Source organism: Streptomyces sp. NPDC003248 (genome assembly GCF_055563235.1).
Genome location: NZ_JBVHDT010000017.1, coordinates 25682 through 43574 on the forward strand (window position 1 = coordinate 25682; position 17893 = coordinate 43574).

General features: G+C 73.2%; 14 protein-coding genes and 1 pseudogene. 8 read left to right on the forward strand and 7 right to left on the reverse strand.

Going from position 1 to position 17893, the window contains the following annotated elements:
• The first annotated feature begins 176 nt into the window (after window positions 1–176).
• Both ACZ3KJ_RS29975 and ACZ3KJ_RS29980 read left to right on the forward strand, forming a co-directional pair.
• The gene (locus ACZ3KJ_RS29975) at window positions 177–1604 is read left to right on the forward strand and encodes a hypothetical protein (protein WP_467531547.1); all 1428 of its coding nucleotides are present in this window, start codon (window positions 177–179) and stop codon (window positions 1602–1604) included.
• A 183-nt stretch (window positions 1605–1787) separates the two neighbouring features.
• Window positions 1788–3239, forward strand: a complete 1452-nt coding sequence (locus ACZ3KJ_RS29980; protein WP_467531549.1) for an alkaline phosphatase PhoX — start codon at window positions 1788–1790, stop codon at window positions 3237–3239.
• A 72-nt stretch (window positions 3240–3311) separates the two neighbouring features.
• Here ACZ3KJ_RS29980 and ACZ3KJ_RS29985 read toward each other — a convergent pair whose 3' ends face one another.
• The 7 genes from ACZ3KJ_RS29985 to ACZ3KJ_RS30015 form a co-directional block, all read right to left on the reverse strand.
• Window positions 3312–4511, reverse strand: a complete 1200-nt coding sequence (locus tag ACZ3KJ_RS29985) for a TerD family protein (RefSeq protein ID WP_467531715.1) — start codon at window positions 4509–4511, stop codon at window positions 3312–3314.
• A 202-nt stretch (window positions 4512–4713) separates the two neighbouring features.
• Window positions 4714–5703: a zinc-dependent alcohol dehydrogenase family protein gene (locus tag ACZ3KJ_RS29990; protein ID WP_467531550.1), complete on the reverse strand. Its 990-nt coding sequence runs from the start codon at window positions 5701–5703 to the stop codon at window positions 4714–4716.
• Window positions 5700–6542 carry a carbohydrate ABC transporter permease gene (locus ACZ3KJ_RS29995; protein WP_389524483.1) on the reverse strand — a complete coding sequence of 281 codons (843 nt, stop codon included), beginning with the start codon at window positions 6540–6542 and terminating at the stop codon, window positions 5700–5702. Before ACZ3KJ_RS29995 ends, ACZ3KJ_RS29990 begins: the two co-directional genes overlap by 4 nt.
• On the reverse strand, window positions 6539–7477 hold the full coding sequence (locus ACZ3KJ_RS30000) for a carbohydrate ABC transporter permease (RefSeq protein ID WP_467531552.1): 939 nt from the start codon (window positions 7475–7477) through the stop codon (window positions 6539–6541). Before ACZ3KJ_RS30000 ends, ACZ3KJ_RS29995 begins: the two co-directional genes overlap by 4 nt.
• Window positions 7474–8847, reverse strand: a complete 1374-nt coding sequence (locus ACZ3KJ_RS30005) for an ABC transporter substrate-binding protein (RefSeq protein ID WP_467531553.1) — start codon at window positions 8845–8847, stop codon at window positions 7474–7476. Before ACZ3KJ_RS30005 ends, ACZ3KJ_RS30000 begins: the two co-directional genes overlap by 4 nt.
• 141 nt (window positions 8848–8988) lie before the next feature.
• On the reverse strand, window positions 8989–9759 hold the full coding sequence (locus ACZ3KJ_RS30010; protein WP_467531554.1) for a DeoR/GlpR family DNA-binding transcription regulator: 771 nt from the start codon (window positions 9757–9759) through the stop codon (window positions 8989–8991).
• A 314-nt stretch (window positions 9760–10073) separates the two neighbouring features.
• Window positions 10074–10883 (reverse strand): NAD-dependent epimerase/dehydratase family protein, encoded by an 810-nt coding sequence (locus ACZ3KJ_RS30015; protein WP_467531556.1) that lies wholly within the window; start codon window positions 10881–10883, stop codon window positions 10074–10076.
• 251 nt (window positions 10884–11134) lie between these two features.
• Here ACZ3KJ_RS30015 and ACZ3KJ_RS30020 point away from each other — a divergent pair, with 251 nt between their 5' ends.
• From ACZ3KJ_RS30020 to araD, 6 genes and pseudogenes are all read left to right on the forward strand, one after another.
• On the forward strand, window positions 11135–12085 hold the full coding sequence (locus ACZ3KJ_RS30020) for a 5-dehydro-4-deoxyglucarate dehydratase (protein ID WP_467531558.1): 951 nt from the start codon (window positions 11135–11137) through the stop codon (window positions 12083–12085).
• Window positions 12086–13279, forward strand: coding sequence for a hypothetical protein (locus ACZ3KJ_RS30025; RefSeq protein WP_467531559.1), 1194 nt, complete (start codon window positions 12086–12088; stop codon window positions 13277–13279).
• Between the two features lie 225 nt (window positions 13280–13504).
• Window positions 13505–14283: pseudogene (locus tag ACZ3KJ_RS30030) on the forward strand (MBL fold metallo-hydrolase); the annotation flags it as partial.
• A gap of 181 nt (window positions 14284–14464) precedes the next feature.
• On the forward strand, window positions 14465–15133 hold the full coding sequence (locus tag ACZ3KJ_RS30035) for a GntR family transcriptional regulator (RefSeq protein ID WP_389524503.1): 669 nt from the start codon (window positions 14465–14467) through the stop codon (window positions 15131–15133).
• Complete coding sequence (locus ACZ3KJ_RS30040; RefSeq protein WP_467531561.1) at window positions 15130–16041, forward strand: dihydrodipicolinate synthase family protein; 912 nt, start codon at window positions 15130–15132, stop codon at window positions 16039–16041. Before ACZ3KJ_RS30035 ends, ACZ3KJ_RS30040 begins: the two co-directional genes overlap by 4 nt.
• The gene (gene araD / locus ACZ3KJ_RS30045) at window positions 16038–17774 is read left to right on the forward strand and encodes an L-arabinonate dehydratase (protein WP_467531563.1); all 1737 of its coding nucleotides are present in this window, start codon (window positions 16038–16040) and stop codon (window positions 17772–17774) included. The genes ACZ3KJ_RS30040 and araD overlap by 4 nt, the downstream gene beginning before the upstream one ends.
• The last annotated feature ends 119 nt before the right edge of the window (window positions 17775–17893 follow it).

Consider the following 17893-nt stretch of genomic DNA (forward strand, 5'->3'; position numbering starts at 1 on the left):
GGTGAACACCTGTCGCCCCAACTTCTACGCGCGTCAATCTCGCGCCTGGCAACGCCGGTTGTCAAGGTTTCGGCCATGTACGGGGGCTGACCGGGAGATGAACCGGGCGGCATGGGTTCATATCCGTCTAGGCTGAGCGGTCGAGTGGTACCACCCGTCCGAGGAGAACCCAGCCGATGTCAGACAGCTCCCCCCTGCCGCCCGTGCGGCTGCACCCCGAAGCGGAGCTGGCGCGCGACGCGCTGTCGACCCCGTTGCTCTCCCGGGCCGCCCGTCTCGCCCGCTGGGCCGGCCCCGACACCCGCGTCGACGCCGGGGGCGGACTCGTCGACGAGCAGTTGCCGGCCGCCGCCGAGGTGCTCGGGCTGACCGGCGACGAGGCCGCCGCGTACGCGAGCGAGGCCTGGCGGATCGCCGTGGACGCCGGGCTCGTGGAGGTCACCGACGAGGAGGCCGGCACCGTCACCGCCGGCGCGGACCTGGCCCTGCTGACCGGCGGTTCCCCGCACGACGTGCTCGCCGTCTGGCTCGGCGCCCTGGAGACGGTGCTCGCCGACGCGACCGTGCCCGACCTCGACGAGCTGATGGAGGTCATGGACGAGGGCGGTGAGGTCGACTTCTCCCGGCTCGACTGGGACCCCGAGGCCGAGGCCGCCTTCCTCGACGGTGTCCTCGGCAACCTCTACCTGCTCACGGTGGGGGAGGACGGTCCCGGCGACGGCCCCGTGCCGCTGCCCGCGCTCGCCGCCTCCGTGCTCGTCCCCGGCGACATGGCCGAACCCACCAACGACGTGCTGGAACAGGTCTCCGACGCGATGATGCGCCTCGACGACCAGTTCCGGCTGCTGGAGCCGATCGGCCTGGTCGCCTACCAGCCGGTCGACGAGGCCCTGATGGGCGACCCCGACGAGGAGCCCGCCACCCCGGTCGACGAGACCGACGTCTCCCGCTACGGCATGGTCCGCCTCACCCCGCTCGGCCTCTACGGCCTGCGGGCCCGGCTCCAGGAGGCCGGCTTCCAGGCGCCCGCCGTCGGCGACCTCGCCGACAAGGGGGCCGACGTCCTGCTCGACGGCAGCGCCGGCTACGGGCCGCGCGCCGCGCGCGCCGAGACCGAGCAGTGGCTGCACCTGCGGGAACCCGTCGACGCCGCGCGGGAGCTGCTGGCCGCCGCCCGCGGCTCGGACGAGGGCGCGCCGCTGCGCCGGCTGCGCTGCCAGCAGGCCCTCTCCCTCGTCGGAGGCCAGGCCGAACCCGCGGTGCGCGAGGTGCTCGACGACCCCGAACTGGGCGGCCTCGCCCGGGTCTGGCTGAGCGAGCTGGGCGCCGGCGACGTACCGGCCCCGTCCGAGGCGATGGTCTTCTGGCTCACCATCGACACCGTGGCCGCCCAACTGGCCGCCGAGGGCAACTCGGAGGAACTCCAGGGCCTCGTCGAGGGGCTCGCCCAGCAGCACGGCGGCTTCTTCGCGGCGGCCTGGCGGGTGGACCACCCGGCCACCGCCGACGTCCTGGAGGCGATGGGCCGGCTGCACCCGGACAAGCGGATCGCCAAGGAGGCGCGCAAGGCCGCGTTCAAGGCGCGGTCGCAGCAGGGCGGATGAGCGACCCCTCCCGGTGAGGAGCCGGTGGGGAGCCGGTGAGGGAGCCGGTGGTGGCGCGGGTTCACGCGAGCGGGCCCGCGACGGCCGTCCGCCGTTCAACTCCCGTTCAGGCCTGGGCGGGACGGTGTCGCCGACCCGAGGACCGCCGGCCTCCACGGCACTCCCACCGTCTCAGGAGACACCATGTCGCTCACTCGCAGGGACTTCGCCAGGACATCAGCGGCCACCGGTGCGGGGGTCGCGCTGGCGGGCAGCGTCGGGGCCCTGGCCAGCGCGCCCAACGCGCTCGCGTCGACGGACACGGACAGCGCGGAGGGGGCGTCGGCGGCCGGGCACGGCGGGGTCGGCTACGGGCCGCTGCTGCCCGACCCGGACGGCATCCTCGCGCTGCCCGCCGGCTTCACCTACCGCGTCCTCACCCACAGCGGGAGGACCAGGCTGGAGTCGGGCGAGTTCACGCCCTCCAACCACGACGGGACGGCCACCTTCGACGGCCCGCGCGGCACCACCCTCCTCGTCAACAACCACGAGCTGAAGGGCCCGCGTGCCGGCTGGGCCCACCCCGTGCCGCTCACCGAGGGCCTGGTCTACGACCCGGCTGCGGCCGGCGGCTGCACGGTCGTCGAGGTGCGCCCCGACGGACAGGTCGCCGAGTGGGTCGGCATCGCCGGCACCTCCACCAACTGCGCGGGCGGCCGCACCTCCTGGGGCACCTGGCTGACCTGCGAGGAGAACTCCGACCGGGCCGGCACCAACGGCATGACCAAGGACCACGGCTACGTCTTCGAGGTCGACCCGCGCGACCGCCGCGCCAACCAGGACCCCAAGCCGCTGAAGTTCTTCGGCCGCTACGACCACGAGGCGGTCGTCATCGACCCCAAGCGCGGCCACGCCTATCTCACCGAGGACGCCTCCGGCCCCAACGGCCTGCTCTTCCGCTGGACCCCGCCGCAGGGCTTCGAGCACGGCCGCGGCAGGTTCCGCACCCTCGCCGACGACGCCGGCGTCCTCCAGGCCCCCCGGTGCTTCGACTCCGGCGGCACGTTCGTCGACGACCTGTCCCGGGCCACCAGGATCGGCACGGTGTACGGCGTCGACTGGGTCGACGTCCCCGACCGCGACGCCACGACCGTCGCCGTGCGCAAGCAGTTCGCCGACGGGGAGATCACCCGCGCCCGCAAGCTGGAGGGCATGTGGTGGGCCGACGGCGGCGCCTACGTCGTCTCCTCCTACGCCCGCTCGGAGAGCCCCGGCACCCCGCATGACGGCCAGGTCTGGTTCTACGACCCCCGGCGCCGCACCCTCACCCTGAAGGTGCTCCTCGGCGTCAACCCCGACCCGTCGGCCGACGGCGCCTTCGACGGCCCCGACAACATCACCGTCTCCCCCTACGGCGGCCTCGTCATCGCCGAGGACGGCGAGGGCGTCCAGCACCTCTTCGGCGCCACCGACAGCGGCCGCACCTACCCCATCGCCCGCAACGAGCTGAACATCGGCACCGAGGACGAGCCGGAGTACAGCGAGTTCACCGGCGTGACCTTCTCGCCCGACGGCCGGACCCTGTACGCCAACATCCAGGAGCCCGGCATCATGCTGGCGATCACGGGGCCGTGGAAGCGGCAGAAGCGCGGCTGACCGTGCTCCGGGCGGTGGGCGCCGCCTGGACCCTGTCGTCCAGGGCGCCCACCGCCCGTCGTCACCGCCGTGTCAGAGGGCCTGGGCGGCCGGCTTCACCATGTTGCGGACCGTCCGGGCCTTCACGAACTCGCCCAGGGCCGTCATCTCCCACTCGCCGGAGAACTGGCGGATCAGCTTCGCCATCATCACGCCCGTCTGCGGCTCGGCGCCGGTGAGGTCGAAGCGGACGAGTTCCTCATCGGTGGTGGCGTCCACGAGGCGGCAGTAGGCCTTGGCGACCTCGGTGAACTTCTGGCCGGTGAACGAGTTGACGGTGAAGACCAGGCCCGTGACCTCCTGCGGGAGACGGCCGAGGTCGACGGTGATCACCTCGTCGTCGCCGCCGCCCTCGCCGGTGAGGTTGTCACCGGAGTGCTTGATCGCGCCGTTGACGATGGTCAGCTTGCCGAAGTAGCAGCTGTCGATGTGGTTGCGCTGGGGGCCGTAGGCGATGACCGAGGCGTCCAGGTCGATGTCCCGGCCGCGGAAGGCGGGCTCCCAGCCGAGGCCCATCCTGACCTGGGCGAGCAGCGGGCGGCCGCCCTTCACGAGGGAGACCGTCTGGTTCTTCTGGAGGCTGACGCGGCCCTTGTCGAGGTTGATCTTCCCGGCGCCGGGGGCGGGCGGGGCCGGGGGAGCGGGCGGCGCGGGCGGTGCGGCCGGGGCGGACGCCGCGGGCGCCGGCGGCGGTGCGGCGGGCAGGGGCGGGGCGGCCGGCGGGACCGGAGCCGGGGCGGGTTCCTCCACCGTGACGCCGAAGTCGGTGGCGATGCCGGCCAGGCCGTCGGCGTAGCCCTGGCCGACCGCGCGGGCCTTCCAGGCGCCGTTGCGCCGGTAGATCTCCACGACGACCAGCGCCGTCTCGGTGCCGAGCCGCGGGGGCGTGAACGTGGCCAGGACGCCGTTGTCGTCCGCGTTGCGGATCGTGGCCGTCGGTTCGATGCCCTGGAAGGTCTGGCCCGCGGCGTCCGGGCTCGCGGTGACGACGATCTTCTCGATGCCCGGGGGGAGGGCGGAGGTGTCGACGGTGATCGCGTCGGGGGCGGCGCCGCCGCCCGAGCGGTACGCCACGCCCGGCCCGCTCGGCTGGTTGTAGAAGATGAAGTCGTCGTCGGAGCGCACCTTGCCGTCGGCGGTGAGCAGCAGGCCCGAAACGTCGAGCCGCACGGGGGCCGCGACGTCCACCGTCACACGGACGGCGGGGAGCGGGATGTTCGAGCCGGGGGTCATAGCTGTCATGCCGGATGAACGAGCGAGGCCGTTTTGCCGTTCCCTTACTTTCCCCGTTCGGCGGGACCGCGCTCTGCCCGTTCGGCGGGACCGCGCTCTGCCCGTTCGGCGGGACTGCGCTCTGCCCGTTCGGCGGGACCGGGCTCTCCCCGTTCGGCGGGCCGGGCCGGGGCCGCGCGGTCCGCAGCCCCGGCCGGGTTCCTCACGGCACCACGACGATCTTGCGCCCCACCCCCGCCGCGAACTGCTCCAGCGCCGCCGGGTAGCGCTCCAGCGGCAGACGGTCGCTGATGAAGACGTCCGGGTCCAGCACGCCGCCCGCGAAGAGCTCCGCCGCGCGTTCGAAGCTGTGCAGGACGGCCATCGAGCCGGTGATGGTGATCTCCTGGTTGTAGATGCGGTACGGGTCGATGGTGACGCGCGTCGCGTAGTCCGCCACCCCGAACTGGAGGAACGTCCCCGCCTTGGCCACCCTGCCCAGGCCGTCCTGGATCGCCGCCGCGTTGCCCGTCGCGTCGACCACCACGTCCCAGCCCTGCGGCCGCTCCAGCTCGTCCGCGTCCGCCGCCGACCCCGACACGCCCAGCCGGCGCGCCGTCTCCAGCCGCGCCGGGTTCACGTCCACCACGTCGACGCTCGCCGCGCCGGTCCGCTTGGCGAGCTCCAGCATCATCAGGCCCATCGTCCCGGAGCCGTAGATCAGGACGTGGGCGCCGAGGCGCGAGCGCAGGACGTCGTAGCCGCGTACCGCGCACGACAGCGGCTCCACCAGGGCCGCGTCCTGGGTGCGCACGTGCTCCGGCAGTTTCACGCAGTTCGCCACCGGGGCCACCGCGTACTGGGCGGCGCCCCCGGCCGTCGTCACGCCGATCGCCGCCCACCGCTCGCAGAGGTTGTTGTGGCCGGTGCGGCAGTAGCGGCACTCGTGGCAGTACAGCGACGGGTCCACGGCGACGCGGTCGCCCACCGACACCTCCGTGACCTGGGTGCCGACCCCGACGACCGCGCCGGCGAACTCGTGCCCCGGCACGATCGGCAGCTTCGGCGCGAACTCGCCCTGGAGGATGTGCAGGTCCGTGCCGCACAGGCCGCAGGCGGCGACCTCGACGACGACCTCGCGCGGCCCGGGCGTCGGGTCGGGCACCTCGGCGACGACGGCCCGGCCCACGGACTCGATGACGGCGGCCTTCATTTCACGGCTCCCAACGACAGGCCCTGGACCAGCTTGTCCTGGGCGGCGAACCCCGCGGCGAGCACCGGCAGGGAGACGACGAGCGACGCGGCGCACACCTTGGCCAGGAACAGGCCCTGGCTGGTGATGAAACCGGTCAGGAAGACGGGGGCGGTCCCGGCGACCACGCCGGTCAGCACCCGGGCGAACAGCAGCTCGTTCCAGCTGAAGATGAAGCAGATCAGGGCTGTCGCGGCGATGCCCGGCAGGGCGATCGGGGCGACCACGCGCGCGAGGACGGTCGGCAGGCGCGCGCCGTCCACCCGGGCCGCCTCGATGACCGCCACCGGGACCTCGGCGAGGAAGGACTGCATCATCCACACCGCGATCGGCAGGTTCATGGAGGTGTAGAGGACGACCAGCAGCCAGATGTTGTCGAGCAGGCCCGCGTTCTTCGCGAACAGGTAGACCGGCAGCAGGCCCGCGACGGCCGGCAGCATCTTCGTCGACAGGAAGAAGAACAGCACGTCCGTCCACTTGCGCACCCGGCGGATCGACAGCGCGTACGCGGCGGGCAGCGCCAGCAGCAGGACCAGCAGCGTCGAGGCGACCGACGCCACCGTCGAGTTGATCAGCGCCGGCCAGGGGCTCGCCCCGCCGCCCGCGCCGAAGAACTCGCGGTAGCCGTCCAGTGTCAGCGCCGCGGCGAAGGAGGGCGGGTTGGTCGCCGCGTCCGTCTCCGAGTGCAGGGACGTCAGCGCCATCCACGCGATGGGCAGGAAGAACACGATCCCCGCCAGCCAGGCGACCAGGCCCAGGCCGGCGCCCTTGCGGCGGACGCGTGCGGTGGTTGCGCTCATGGGCGGGACCCCTCCTCGCGGAACAGGGACGAGACGACCCGCAGGGCGAAGGTCGCGATGACGATCGAGCCGATGACGACCAGGACGCCCGCGGCGGAGGCGAGGCCGTTCTCGTGGGCCTGGTAGAAGCTCTGGTAGACGGTGTAGGGCAGGTTCGCCGTGCCCAGGCCGCCGGAGGTGAGGGTGAAGACGGCGTCGAAGTTCTGGACGATGTAGATCGAGCCGAGGAGGGCGCCGAGTTCCAGGTAGCGGCGCAGGTGCGGGAGCGTCAGGTGGCGGAAGACCTGCCAGTCGCTCGCGCCGTCCACCCGGGCGGCCTCGATCTGCTGCTGGTCCCGGCTCTGGAGGCCGGCCAGCAGGATGAGCATCATGAACGGCGTCCACTGCCACACCAGCGAGGCCTCCACCGCGAGCAGCGGGGTCGAGGAGATCCAGTCGGGCTGCGGGCCGCCGACGTAGTGGAGCAGGCCGTTGAGCAGGCCGTACTCGGGGTTGTACAGCACGTGCTTCCAGAGCAGGGCCGCCGCCACCGGGACCACGAGGAACGGGGCGATCAGCAGGGTGCGGACCACGCCCCTGCCCCGGAACCTGCGGTCCAGCAGGAGGGCGAGGAGCAGGCCGAGGACGAGACTGGCCAGCACCACCGCCACCGTGAGGAGCAGCGTCGTCCACACCGAGTGGCGCAGGTCGGCGTCGGTGAGGACCTGCCGGTAGTTGTCGAGGCCGGTGAAGCGGCGGGCGTCGGGGTAGAGGGCGTTCCAGTCGAAGAAGGAGATCACCAGCGTGGCCACGAACGGCAGCTGGGTCACGGCGATCATGAAGATCAGGGCGGGCAGCAGGGGGGCGCGGGTGGCCCAGGCGCGCAGCCGGGCGGAGGGCTGCCGTGCGGCGGGCGGCGCGGTGGTGGCCGCGGGGGCCGTCGTGGTGGCGGTCATCGTCCCTCGTACTCCTCGGAGATCCGCTCGGCGAGCTGCTGGGACTTCTTCAGGGCCGACGCGACGGACTGGCGTCCGGCGATGGCCGCGCTGATCTCCTGGGAGACCTTGGTGCCGAGGTCGGTGAACTCGGGGATGCCGACGAACTGGATGCCCGGCGCGGGCCGCGGCTGGACGCCGGGGTCGTTCGGCCGGGCCGCCTCGATGGCCGCCCTGGTCATCTCCTGGAAGGCGGCGGCCTCCGCGGCGTAGGCGGCGTTCTCGTACGTCGACGCCCGTTTGCCCGCCGGGACGTTCGCCCAGCCGATCTCCTCGCCGACGAGTTCCTCGTACTCCTTGCTCGACGCCCAGGAGACGAACTGCCAGGCCTTGTCGGTGTTGCGGGAGGCCTTCTGGATGCCCCAGGCCCAGGTGTAGAGCCAGCCGGAGGAGTCGGTCTTCTCCACGGGGGCGGGCACGTAGCCCACCTTGTCCTTGACCGGAGACTTGGCCGCTTCCAGGGAGCCGGCGGCGGAGGTGGCGTCGTACCACATGGCGACCTTGCCCTGGGTCATGTTGTTCAGGCACTCGGCGAAGCCGGACTGGGCGGCGCCGGACTCGCCGTGCTCGCGGACGAGGCCGACGTAGAACTCCGTCGCCTCCTCGAACTCGGGGGAGTCCAGCCGGGCCTTCCAGTCCTTGTCGAACCAGGTGCCGCCGAAGGTGTTCACCACGGTCGTGAGCGGGGCCATGACCTCGCCCCAGCCGGGCAGGCCGCGCAGGCAGATGCCCTTCATACCGGGTTCGGCGCCGTCCACCTTCGCCGCGAGGTCGGCGACCTGGGTCCAGGTGGGGTGGGCGGGCATGGTCAGCCCCTGCTCGGCGAACACGTCCTTGCGGTACATCAGGAAGGACGACTCGCCGTAGAAGGGCTGGCCGTAGAGCTTGCCGTCGTCGCCGGTGAGGGACTCGCGCATCGGTTCGAGGACGTCCTGCTCGTCGTAGTCCGGGTCCTCGCCGGCGTAGGAGTCCATCTCGTGCAGCCAGCCGTTGCGGGCGTAGATGGGGATCTCGTAGTTGGAGAGGGTGGCCACGTCGTACTGGCCCGCCTGGTTGGCGAAGTCCTGGCTGATCTTGTCGCGGACGTCGTTCTCGGGCAGCACCGTGAAGTTGACCTTGATGCCGGTCTGCCGGGTGAAGTGGTCGGCGGTGAGTTTCTGGAGCTCCGTCATCTGGGGGTTGTTGACCATCAGGACGTTGATCGAGTCGCCGCCCGATCCGGCTCCGCCCGCACCGGCCCAGCAGCCGGAGAGCAGCGGGGCGAGCAGCGTCCCTGCGACGGCCAGGGCGAGCGGGGCTCGCGGTGGCCGTCGTCGGCTCTGGGTTCGCATGGATCGCTCCATCTGGTAGGGGACGTGGGGTGATGAAACGGGAGATATGGGGTGCGGCCGGGGAGAGGGATGCCCGGGACGGACGGGGTGGGGCCGGCGGTCGGGGGCTGACGGTCGGGGGGGGGCTGGCGGGCGGGTTCCTCAGACCCTGATGACCTGGGGCCCCAGCAGCGAGTAGCGGTGGGCCTCCGAGGCCGGCAGCAGGGTGCTCGTCACGATCGCCTCCAAGGTGCCGACCTCGGCGAACCGGCAGAAGCCGACCGCGCCGAACTTGGTGTGCACGCCCGCGAACACCGTGCGGCGCGCCGCCCGCACGGCCTGTGCCTTGACCTCGCCGACGGCCGGGTCGGGCGTGGTCAGCCCGTGGTCGCGGGTGATGCCGTTGGCGCCGATGTACGCGAGGTCGATGACGAAGCCGGCCAGCATCTTCGTCGTCCAGTGGTCGACGGTCGCCAGGGTGCCGGCCCGGACCCGGCCGCCGAGCAGCAGGACGGAGACGGTGCCGGCCTCGGCGAGGGCTCCGGCGACCGGCAGGGACGCGGTGACCACGGTGAGCGGCCGGTCCCGGGGCAGCGCCTCGGCGATGAGCTGCGGGGTGAAGCCCTCGTCGACGAAGACCGTCTCGGCGTCCCCGAGGAGCCCCGCCGCGGCGGCGGCGATCCGGCGCTTCTCGGGCACGTGGCTGGTGGCGCGGAAGGCGAGGGTCGTCTCGAAACCGGCGCTCTCCACGGGGTAGGCGCCGCCGTGCGTGCGGCGCACCAGACCGTGGTCCTCCAGGGCGCGCAGATCCCGCCGTACGGTCTCCTTGGCCACGCCCAGCCGGGCGGCGAGCGCGGTGACGTCGACCGATCCGGTGGCGCGCGCGACCCGTACGATCTCCCGCTGGCGCTCCTCCGCCGTCCTCGCGGTCATCCCCGCACCTCGCTCTCCCCTGCCCGTTCGGGCCCGGTGCGGCCCATGGGGGAAGTTGTACAGCGGGGTCGCGGCACTGACCAGGTCTGTTCCGGGCCCGATGCCGCCCGTTCGTGCCCGTTCCGCGGGGGCCGTGCCCGCCGCGGACCTGCGCGGCCGCGGCGCGGGGCGTGGGACCGGGCGGCGCGGATGCCCGAACGCGGCGGCGGGCGGGCCCGTTCGGTGCCCGCCCGCTCCCGCGAACGATGGTTTTCCGCCGTGCCGGTGCCGTGCCGGCGCCGTTCAGTTGGCGTGCCGGCGTTGTTCCCGTGGTGTCAGTACGGCCAGATCGGCGGGTCGTTGACGAAGTGTCCGCCCAGGTAGGCGTGCGCGACGTTGTCCGGGTCCAGTTCGCCCTGCTCGGCGATGAGCTTCTCGGCGTAGGGCTCGGAGTCGTCCCGCGGCTCGTAGCCGAGGGCCCGCGCGCTGGTGAGGTCCCACCACAGGCGGGTGTTGGCGGACGAGCCGTGGACGACGGTGTGGCCGACGTTCTCGGCGGTGAGCGCCGCGTGGAACAGGCGGGCGCCGTCGGCGGGGCTCATCCACACCGACAGCATGCGCACGCTGGTCGGCTCGGGGAAGCAGGAGCCGATGCGCACCGACACGGTCTCCAGGCCGTGCTTGTCCCAGTAGAACTGGGCGAGGTCCTCGCCGAAGGACTTGGACAGGCCGTAGAAGGTGTCCGGGCGGCGCGGGGTGCCGATGGGGATCAGCGGGTCGTCGCCCCGCGGGCGGGGGGTGAAGCCGACCGCGTGGTTGGAGGAGGCGAAGACGATCCGGCCGACGCCCTCCTCGCGGGCGGCCTCGTAGACGTTGTACGTCCCCTCGATGTTCGCCTTGAGGATCTTCTCGAAGGGGGCTTCCAGGGAGATGCCCGCGAGGTGCATGATCGCGTCGACGCCCCGTACGGCCTCCCGTACGGCGTCCTTGTCGGCGAGGTCGGCGACGACGGCGTCCGGTTCGCCCTCGACGGGGCGCAGGTCGAGCAGGCGCAGCTCGTAGCCGTAGTCGGGCAGCAGGCCCCGCATCAGGGTGCCGAGGCCGCCTGCGGCGCCGGTGAGCAGGACGGTGCGCGGAGCGGGCATCCTCGGGTCTCCTTGGATCGGCGGGGCGGCGGACGAGCGACCCGGCGGCCGTATGCGTGGACCTGATTCACATTCATGGACACGCTAAGGATCTCGCGCGCGCTCCGTCAAGTGGGGTGCGAAAGCGCGTACTTCACCCCTCACCTGCCGTCCGTGCGCTTGACCGGGCCGGAAACGGCTCCTTAGGGTGGCCGTGTTCAGAAATGTGGACACCAGTCATAAGAATGCACGCGTCGTCCTAGGGAGAACCCGTGACGCCAGCCCCGCTCGCCGCACGCCTGCGCGTCCCCAGCGGACCGCTGTTCTTCCCCGTCACCGCCTTCGGTCCCGACGGCTCCGTCGACCTCGACACCTACCGGGCGCACGTCCGCGCCGGCGTGGAGGCCGGTGCGGCGGCCGTCTTCGCGTGCTGCGGCACGGGGGAGTTCCACGCCCTCTCGCCGGAGGAGTTCGAGCGGTGCGTGCGGGCGGCCGTGGCGGAGACCGGCGGCCGGGTGCCGGTCGTCGCGGGCGCCGGCTACGGGACCGCCCTCGCGGTGCGGTACGCGCGGCTCGCGCACGACGCCGGCGCCGACGGGCTGCTCGCGATGCCGCCCTACCTCGTCGTCGCCGGCCAGGAGGGACTGCTGCGCCACTACCGGGAGATCGCGGCCGCCACCCCCCTGCCGGTGATCGTCTACCAGCGGGACAACGCGGTCTTCACCCCGGAGACCGTCGTCGGACTGGCCCGCACCGAGGGCGTCGTCGGGCTGAAGGACGGGCTCGGCGACCTGGACCTCATGCAGCGCATCGTCAGCGCCGTCCGCACCGAGGTCCCCGGCGACTTCCTCTACTTCAACGGGCTGCCGACCGCCGAACAGACCCAGCTCGCCTACGACGCCATCGGCGTCACCCTCTACTCGTCCGCCGTCTTCTGCTTCGCCCCCGAGATCGCCCTCGCCTTCCACCGGGCGCTCACCACCGGCGACCGGGCCACCGCGCACCGCCTGCTGGACGGCTTCTACCGGCCGTTCGTCGAACTGCGCGCCCGCGGCCGCGGCTACGCCGTCTCCCTCGTCAAGGCCGGCGTACGGCTGCGCGGCCTCGACGTCGGCGAAGTACGCCCCCCGCTGCACGAGCCGGGCGAGGATCATCTCAAGCAGCTCGCTCAGCTGATCGAGCGCGGATACGCGCTGCTGGCGCGGGACACGACGGAGGACTGAGTGAAGGCGTCGACATTCGTCTACCCCTGGGACGTCAACGGGGACCCGGCGGCACCGGACCGCATCGCCGCGCTCGGCGTGGACCAGGTGACGCTCGCCGCCGCCTACCACTCCACCCGCGCCCTCACCCCCCGCCACCCCCGCCACCGCGTCGTCACCGCCGAGCACGCGGCCGTGCTGTACCCCGGCGACCCCGGCCGCTGGACCGGCCGCGCGCTGCGCCCGTACCCGGCCGGCGACTGGGCCCCCGGCGACGCCTACGGGGAGGCCGCCGACGCCCTCGCGCGCGCCGGTCTGGAGGTGCACAGCTGGGTCGTCCTCGCGCACAACTCCCGCCTGGGCGCCGAGCATCCGGACACCTCGGTCGTCAACGCCTACGGCGACCGCTACCCGTGGGCCCCCTGCATCGCGCAGCCCGCCACGCGCGCGTACCTCGTCGACCTGGCCGCCGAGGCCGCGGTACGGCCCGGCGCGGCCGGAACCGAGCTGGAGTCCCTCGGCTGGTACGGCTTCCAGCACCTGCACGCCCACGACAAGACCGGCGGGGTCGGACTCGGGGACGCCGGGCACTACCTGATGGCGCTCTGCTTCTGCCCGGCCTGCCGGGAGGGCTACGGCGCGCGGGGCCTGGACGCGGACGAACTGGCGGCGGCCGTACGGGCCGCGCTGGAGCCGCTGTGGCGGGGGGCGCCCGACGGCGCCCCCTCGGGCGAGGCCGAGCCCGGGGGAGGGTGGGCGGGCGTCGAGAAGCTCCTCGGGGAGGGGACGGCCGCCGCCACGCGCGCGTGGCGCGACGACACCGCCCGCACCCTCCAGGAGGCCGCGGTCGCCGCCGTCCGTACGGCGGCCCCGGAGGGCTTCCAGGTCCTCCTGCACGCCGACCCCGTGGCCTACCACGTCGGCGCCAACGCGGGCGTCGACCCGGCGCACATCCTGTCCGTCGCGGACGGCGTGGTCGTGCCCTGCGCGGGCGGCCCCGGCCTGCTCGCGCCCTTCGCCGAGCAGAACCGCGCGGGCGCCGTGATCGCCGCCAACCTCACCGTCGTCGCCGGCATGGGCGGCAGCCCCGGCACCCTCGCGGCGGACGCGGCCCGCGCGCGGGAACTGGGCGCCACGGAGCTCCGGCTCTATCACGCAGGGCTGGCGTCGGACGCCGACCTGGAAGCCGTCCGCCGGGGGCTCGGCGCGCTCTGAGCGGGCGGGGCGGTCTGAGCGGGCGGGGCGCTCTGAGCGGGCGGCGTGCTCCGAGCGGGCGGTGCGGGCTGTGCGGGCTGTGCAGTACGCCGGTCGCCGGCAGTACGCCGGCCGTCGTAGAGCCGGCTACGACGGCGGCCGGCCGGGATGGACGGTCCTCCCGGCGAGCCGTAGACGCGGTGGAACGGGCGCGGTCGGGCCATGCCGAAACGTACCCTCCTCACCATGCCCCTCGGCCTCACCGTCCTCGGCACCGCCTCCCCGCATCCCGGGCCCGGCCGCCCCTGCTCCGGTTACCTGCTGCGGGGCGGGGGGCGCCGAGGTGTGGGTGGACGCGGGGGCGGGGGCGTTCGCCGAGTCGCAGCGGCACACGGATCCGCGGCGGCTCACCGCGATCTGAATCTCCCATCTGCACGCCGACCTCCCCGAGTCTCGGCTGCGCTCGACCGGGTGGTGCCCCCACCGCCGACCTCCTGGCCGCCGCCTACGCCCTCGCCTTCGGCGGCCTCACCCCGCCGGCGCCCGTCCCGGTGTACGCCCCGCGGGACTGCGCCCGGCGGGTCGCCGTGTTCCTCGGGCACCCGGACCTGCGGTTCCTGAGCGGCGTGCTCGACTTCCGGCCGCTGCACGACGGCCATGCCGTCCGGCACTGGAACCTCCGGCTCACCTCGCGCGCGGTGGCCCACGACACCGAGGCGTACGGGCTGCGCGCCGAGTGCCAGGGCGGCGTCCTCGCCTACTCGGGGGACAGCGGGCCGTGCGCCGCGCTCACCGAACTCGCCTCGGGCGCCGACCTGTTCCTGTGCGGGGCGGACATCGACCGGCATCGCGAGGGCGAACGGGTCCATCCGACGCCCGAGGACGCCGGGGACGCCGCCCGTGCGGCCGGGGTGCGGGAGCCGGCCGTCATCCCTGTCGGACCCACGCTGACCAGGGAGTCCGCGACCGCGCGGGCCGGTGCCGCGTTCGGCGGCCCGACCCGGGCGGCGGTCGAGGGTGCCACCCTCTCCCTCTCACGCCCGCCCGGCCCGGTTCCGGCGCAACAGCAACTTCCTCTGTCAGAAGCATTGACGAAACACAGGGCCCCTCCTAGTTTCAACGCGTCGTACTTCGTACGTCATATATGAGACGCGATACGCGAGATCCGATACGCGACATCAGATACGCGACATCCGAGAGGCGCGCATGACCTCTGTGCCCACGCCGATCCCGTCCCGCACGCAGTACGTGCTGGAGGAGATCAAACGCCGCATCCTCACCGGGCAGCTGACGCCCGGCCAGGCGCTGGTCGAGACCGAGCTCGCCGCACAGTTCGGGGTGTCCAAGACCCCCGTGCGCGAGGCGCTCAAGACGCTCGCCGGCACCGGACTGGTCGTGATGAGCCAGTACAAGGGCGTCACGGTGCGCATGGTGGACGCGGACATGGCGCGCGAGGTCTACGACGTGCGGCTGCTCCTGGAACCCGAGGCGCTGGGGCGCGCGGTGCGGCGCGGTGCCTCCCTGGACGCCGCACGCGAGGCGCTGACCAGGGCCGACCAGGCCACCGACACCGCCGAACGGTCGCTGGCCAACCGGGAGTTCCACCGCGCCCTCTACCTGCCGTGCGGCAACCCGCTGCTCGGCCGGCTGCTCGACGAGGTCCGCGACCAGGCGGCCCTGGTCTCCGCCGTCGCCTGGGCGGCCTCGCCCTCCTGGGAGCGGGAGGCCGGCGAGCACCGCGAGATCCTGCGGCTCGCCCTGGACGGCGACGCCGACGGCGCGGCCCGCGCCCTGCACGCCCACATCGCGTCGTTCGTACAGCGAGCGTTCCCCGAGGCCCAGGCAGCGGCCCAGGCAGAGGAAGGTCAGGAATGAGCAGCGTGGCGTTCGAGACCCAACGTGCGGCCCTGGCCGATGTGGTGGCCATCCCGGTGACCCCGTTCGCCGAGGACGGCTCCGTCGACCGGGACGTCCACCGGGCCCTGCTGCGCAGGCTGCTCGACGGCGGGGTCACCACCCTCACGCCCAACGGCAACACCGGCGAGTTCTACGCCCTCACCCCCGACGAGCGCCGCACGGTCACCGAGCTGACCGTGGACGAGGCCGGCGACCGGGCCGTGATCCTGGTGGGGGTCGGCCACGACGTGCCCACCGCCGTCGCCTCCGCCCGGCACGCCCGCGAGCTGGGCGCCCAGATGGTGATGGTCCACCAGCCCGTCCACCCCTACGTCTCGCAGAGCGGCTGGGTCGACTACCACCGCGCCGTCGCCGAGGCCGTGCCCGAACTGGGCGTGGTCCCCTACATCCGCAACGCGCAGCTCGCCGGCGCCCGCCTCGCCGAACTCGCCGACGCCTGCCCGAACGTGATCGGCGTGAAGTACGCGGTGCCGGACGCCGCCCGCTTCGCCGCCTTCGCCCGCGACGCCGGGCTGGAACGGTTCGTCTGGGTCGCGGGCCTCGCCGAGCCGTACGCCCCCTCCTACTTCTCCGCGGGCGCCACCGGCTTCACCTCCGGCCTGGTGAACGTCGCCCCGGCCGTTTCGCTGAACATGATCGAAGCGCTTCGATCCGGCGACTACCCGGCCGCGATGAAGGTCTGGGAGCAGATCCGCCGCTTCGAGGAACTGCGCGCCGCCAACGGCTCCGCCAACAACGTCACCGTCGTCAAGGAGGCCCTCGCCTCCCTCGGGCTGTGCCGCCGCGACGTCCGCCCGCCCAGCCGGCCGCTGCCGGAGGACGAGCGCGCCGAGGTCGCCGCCATCGCCGCCGGGTGGTCCATATGACCGAGCCGCAGCGCAAGCGCCCCGAAGAGCTCCGCAGCCACCAGTGGTACGGCACCGAGGGGCTGCGGTCCTTCAGCCACCGGGCCCGCACCCGCCAGCTCGGCTACCTGCCCGAGGAGCACCTCGGCAAGCCCGTCATCGCGATCCTCAACACCTGGTCCGACATCAACCCCTGCCACGTCCACCTGCGCGACCGCGCCCAGGCCGTGAAGCGGGGGGTGTGGCAGGCGGGCGGCTTCCCGCTGGAGTTCCCGGTCGCCACCCTGAGCGAGACCTTCCAGAAGCCGACCCCGATGCTCTACCGCAACCTGCTCGCCATGGAGACCGAGGAACTCCTGCGCTCGTACCCGGTCGACGGGGCGGTCCTGATGGGCGGCTGCGACAAGACGACCCCCGCCCTGCTCATGGGGGCGGCGAGCGCCGACCTGCCGGCCGTCTTCGTGCCGGCCGGGCCCATGCTGCCGGGCCACTGGCGCAACGAGGTCCTCGGTTCCGGCACCGACATGTGGAAGTACTGGGACGACAAGCGGGCCGGGCTCATCGGCGACTGCGAGATGGCCGAGCTGGAGAACGGCCTCGCCCGCTCGCCCGGCCACTGCATGACGATGGGGACGGCGTCCACGCTCACGGCCGCCGCGGAAGCCCTCGGCGTGACCGTCCCGGGGGCGTCCAGCATCCCGGCCGTCGACTCCGGGCACGACCGGATGGCCGCCCGGGCCGGTCTGGCCGTCGTCGAACTGGTCCACCGGGACCGGAAGCTGAGCGAGATCCTCACCCGCGACGCCTTCGAGGACGCCGTCACCACCGTGCTCGGCCTCGGCGGCTCCACCAACGCGGTGATCCACCTGATCGCCATGGCGGGCCGGGCCGGCGTCGAGCTCACCCTCGACGACTTCGACCGCATCGCCCGCACCGTCCCCGTCCTCGCCAACGTCCGCCCCGGCGGCCGGACGTACCTCATGGAGGACTTCCACTTCGCCGGCGGTCTGCCCGGCTTCCTCTCCCGGATCCCGGATCTGCTCCACCTCGACCGGCCGACGGTCGCCCACGACACCCTGCGCGAGCAGCTCGCCGGCGCGCGGGTGCACCACGACGACGTCATCCGGCCCCGGGACAACCCGGTCGCGGACGAGGGCGGGGTGGCCGTGCTGCGCGGCAACCTCTGCCCGGACGGCGCGGTCATCAAGCACATCGCCGCCGAGCCGCACCTGCTCAAGCACACCGGTCCCGCGGTCGTCTTCGACGACTACAGGACCATGCAGCGCACCATCAACGACCCGTCGCTCGGCATCACCGCGGACAGCGTCCTGGTGCTGCGCAACGCCGGCCCCAAGGGCGGCCCGGGCATGCCCGAGTACGGCATGCTCCCGATCCCCGACCACCTGCTCAAGCAGGGCGTGCGGGACATGGTCCGCATCTCCGACGCCCGGATGAGCGGCACCAGCTACGGCGCGTGCGTGCTGCACGTGGCGCCCGAGTCGTACGTCGGCGGACCCCTCGCCCTCGTGCGCACCGGGGACTCGGTCACCCTCGACGTCGAGGCCCGTCTGCTCCAGCTCAACGTGGACGACGAGGAACTCGAACGGCGCCGGGCGCGGTGGACGCCGCCGCCCACCCGCTACGAGCGCGGCTACGGCGCGCTCTACAACGAACAGATCACCCAGGCCGACACCGGCTGCGACTTCGCCTTCCTGGCCCGCCCGGGCACCGTGCAGGACCCGTACGCCGGCTGAGCCGGAGCAGCACCACCGCACACACCCCTGTATATGGAGAAAGCGCTTCCTGCGCTGGGCGCGGGGCACGACAGCACGCAGCTCAGCGCGCTCCACGAAAGCACGCTCCACGAAAGCAA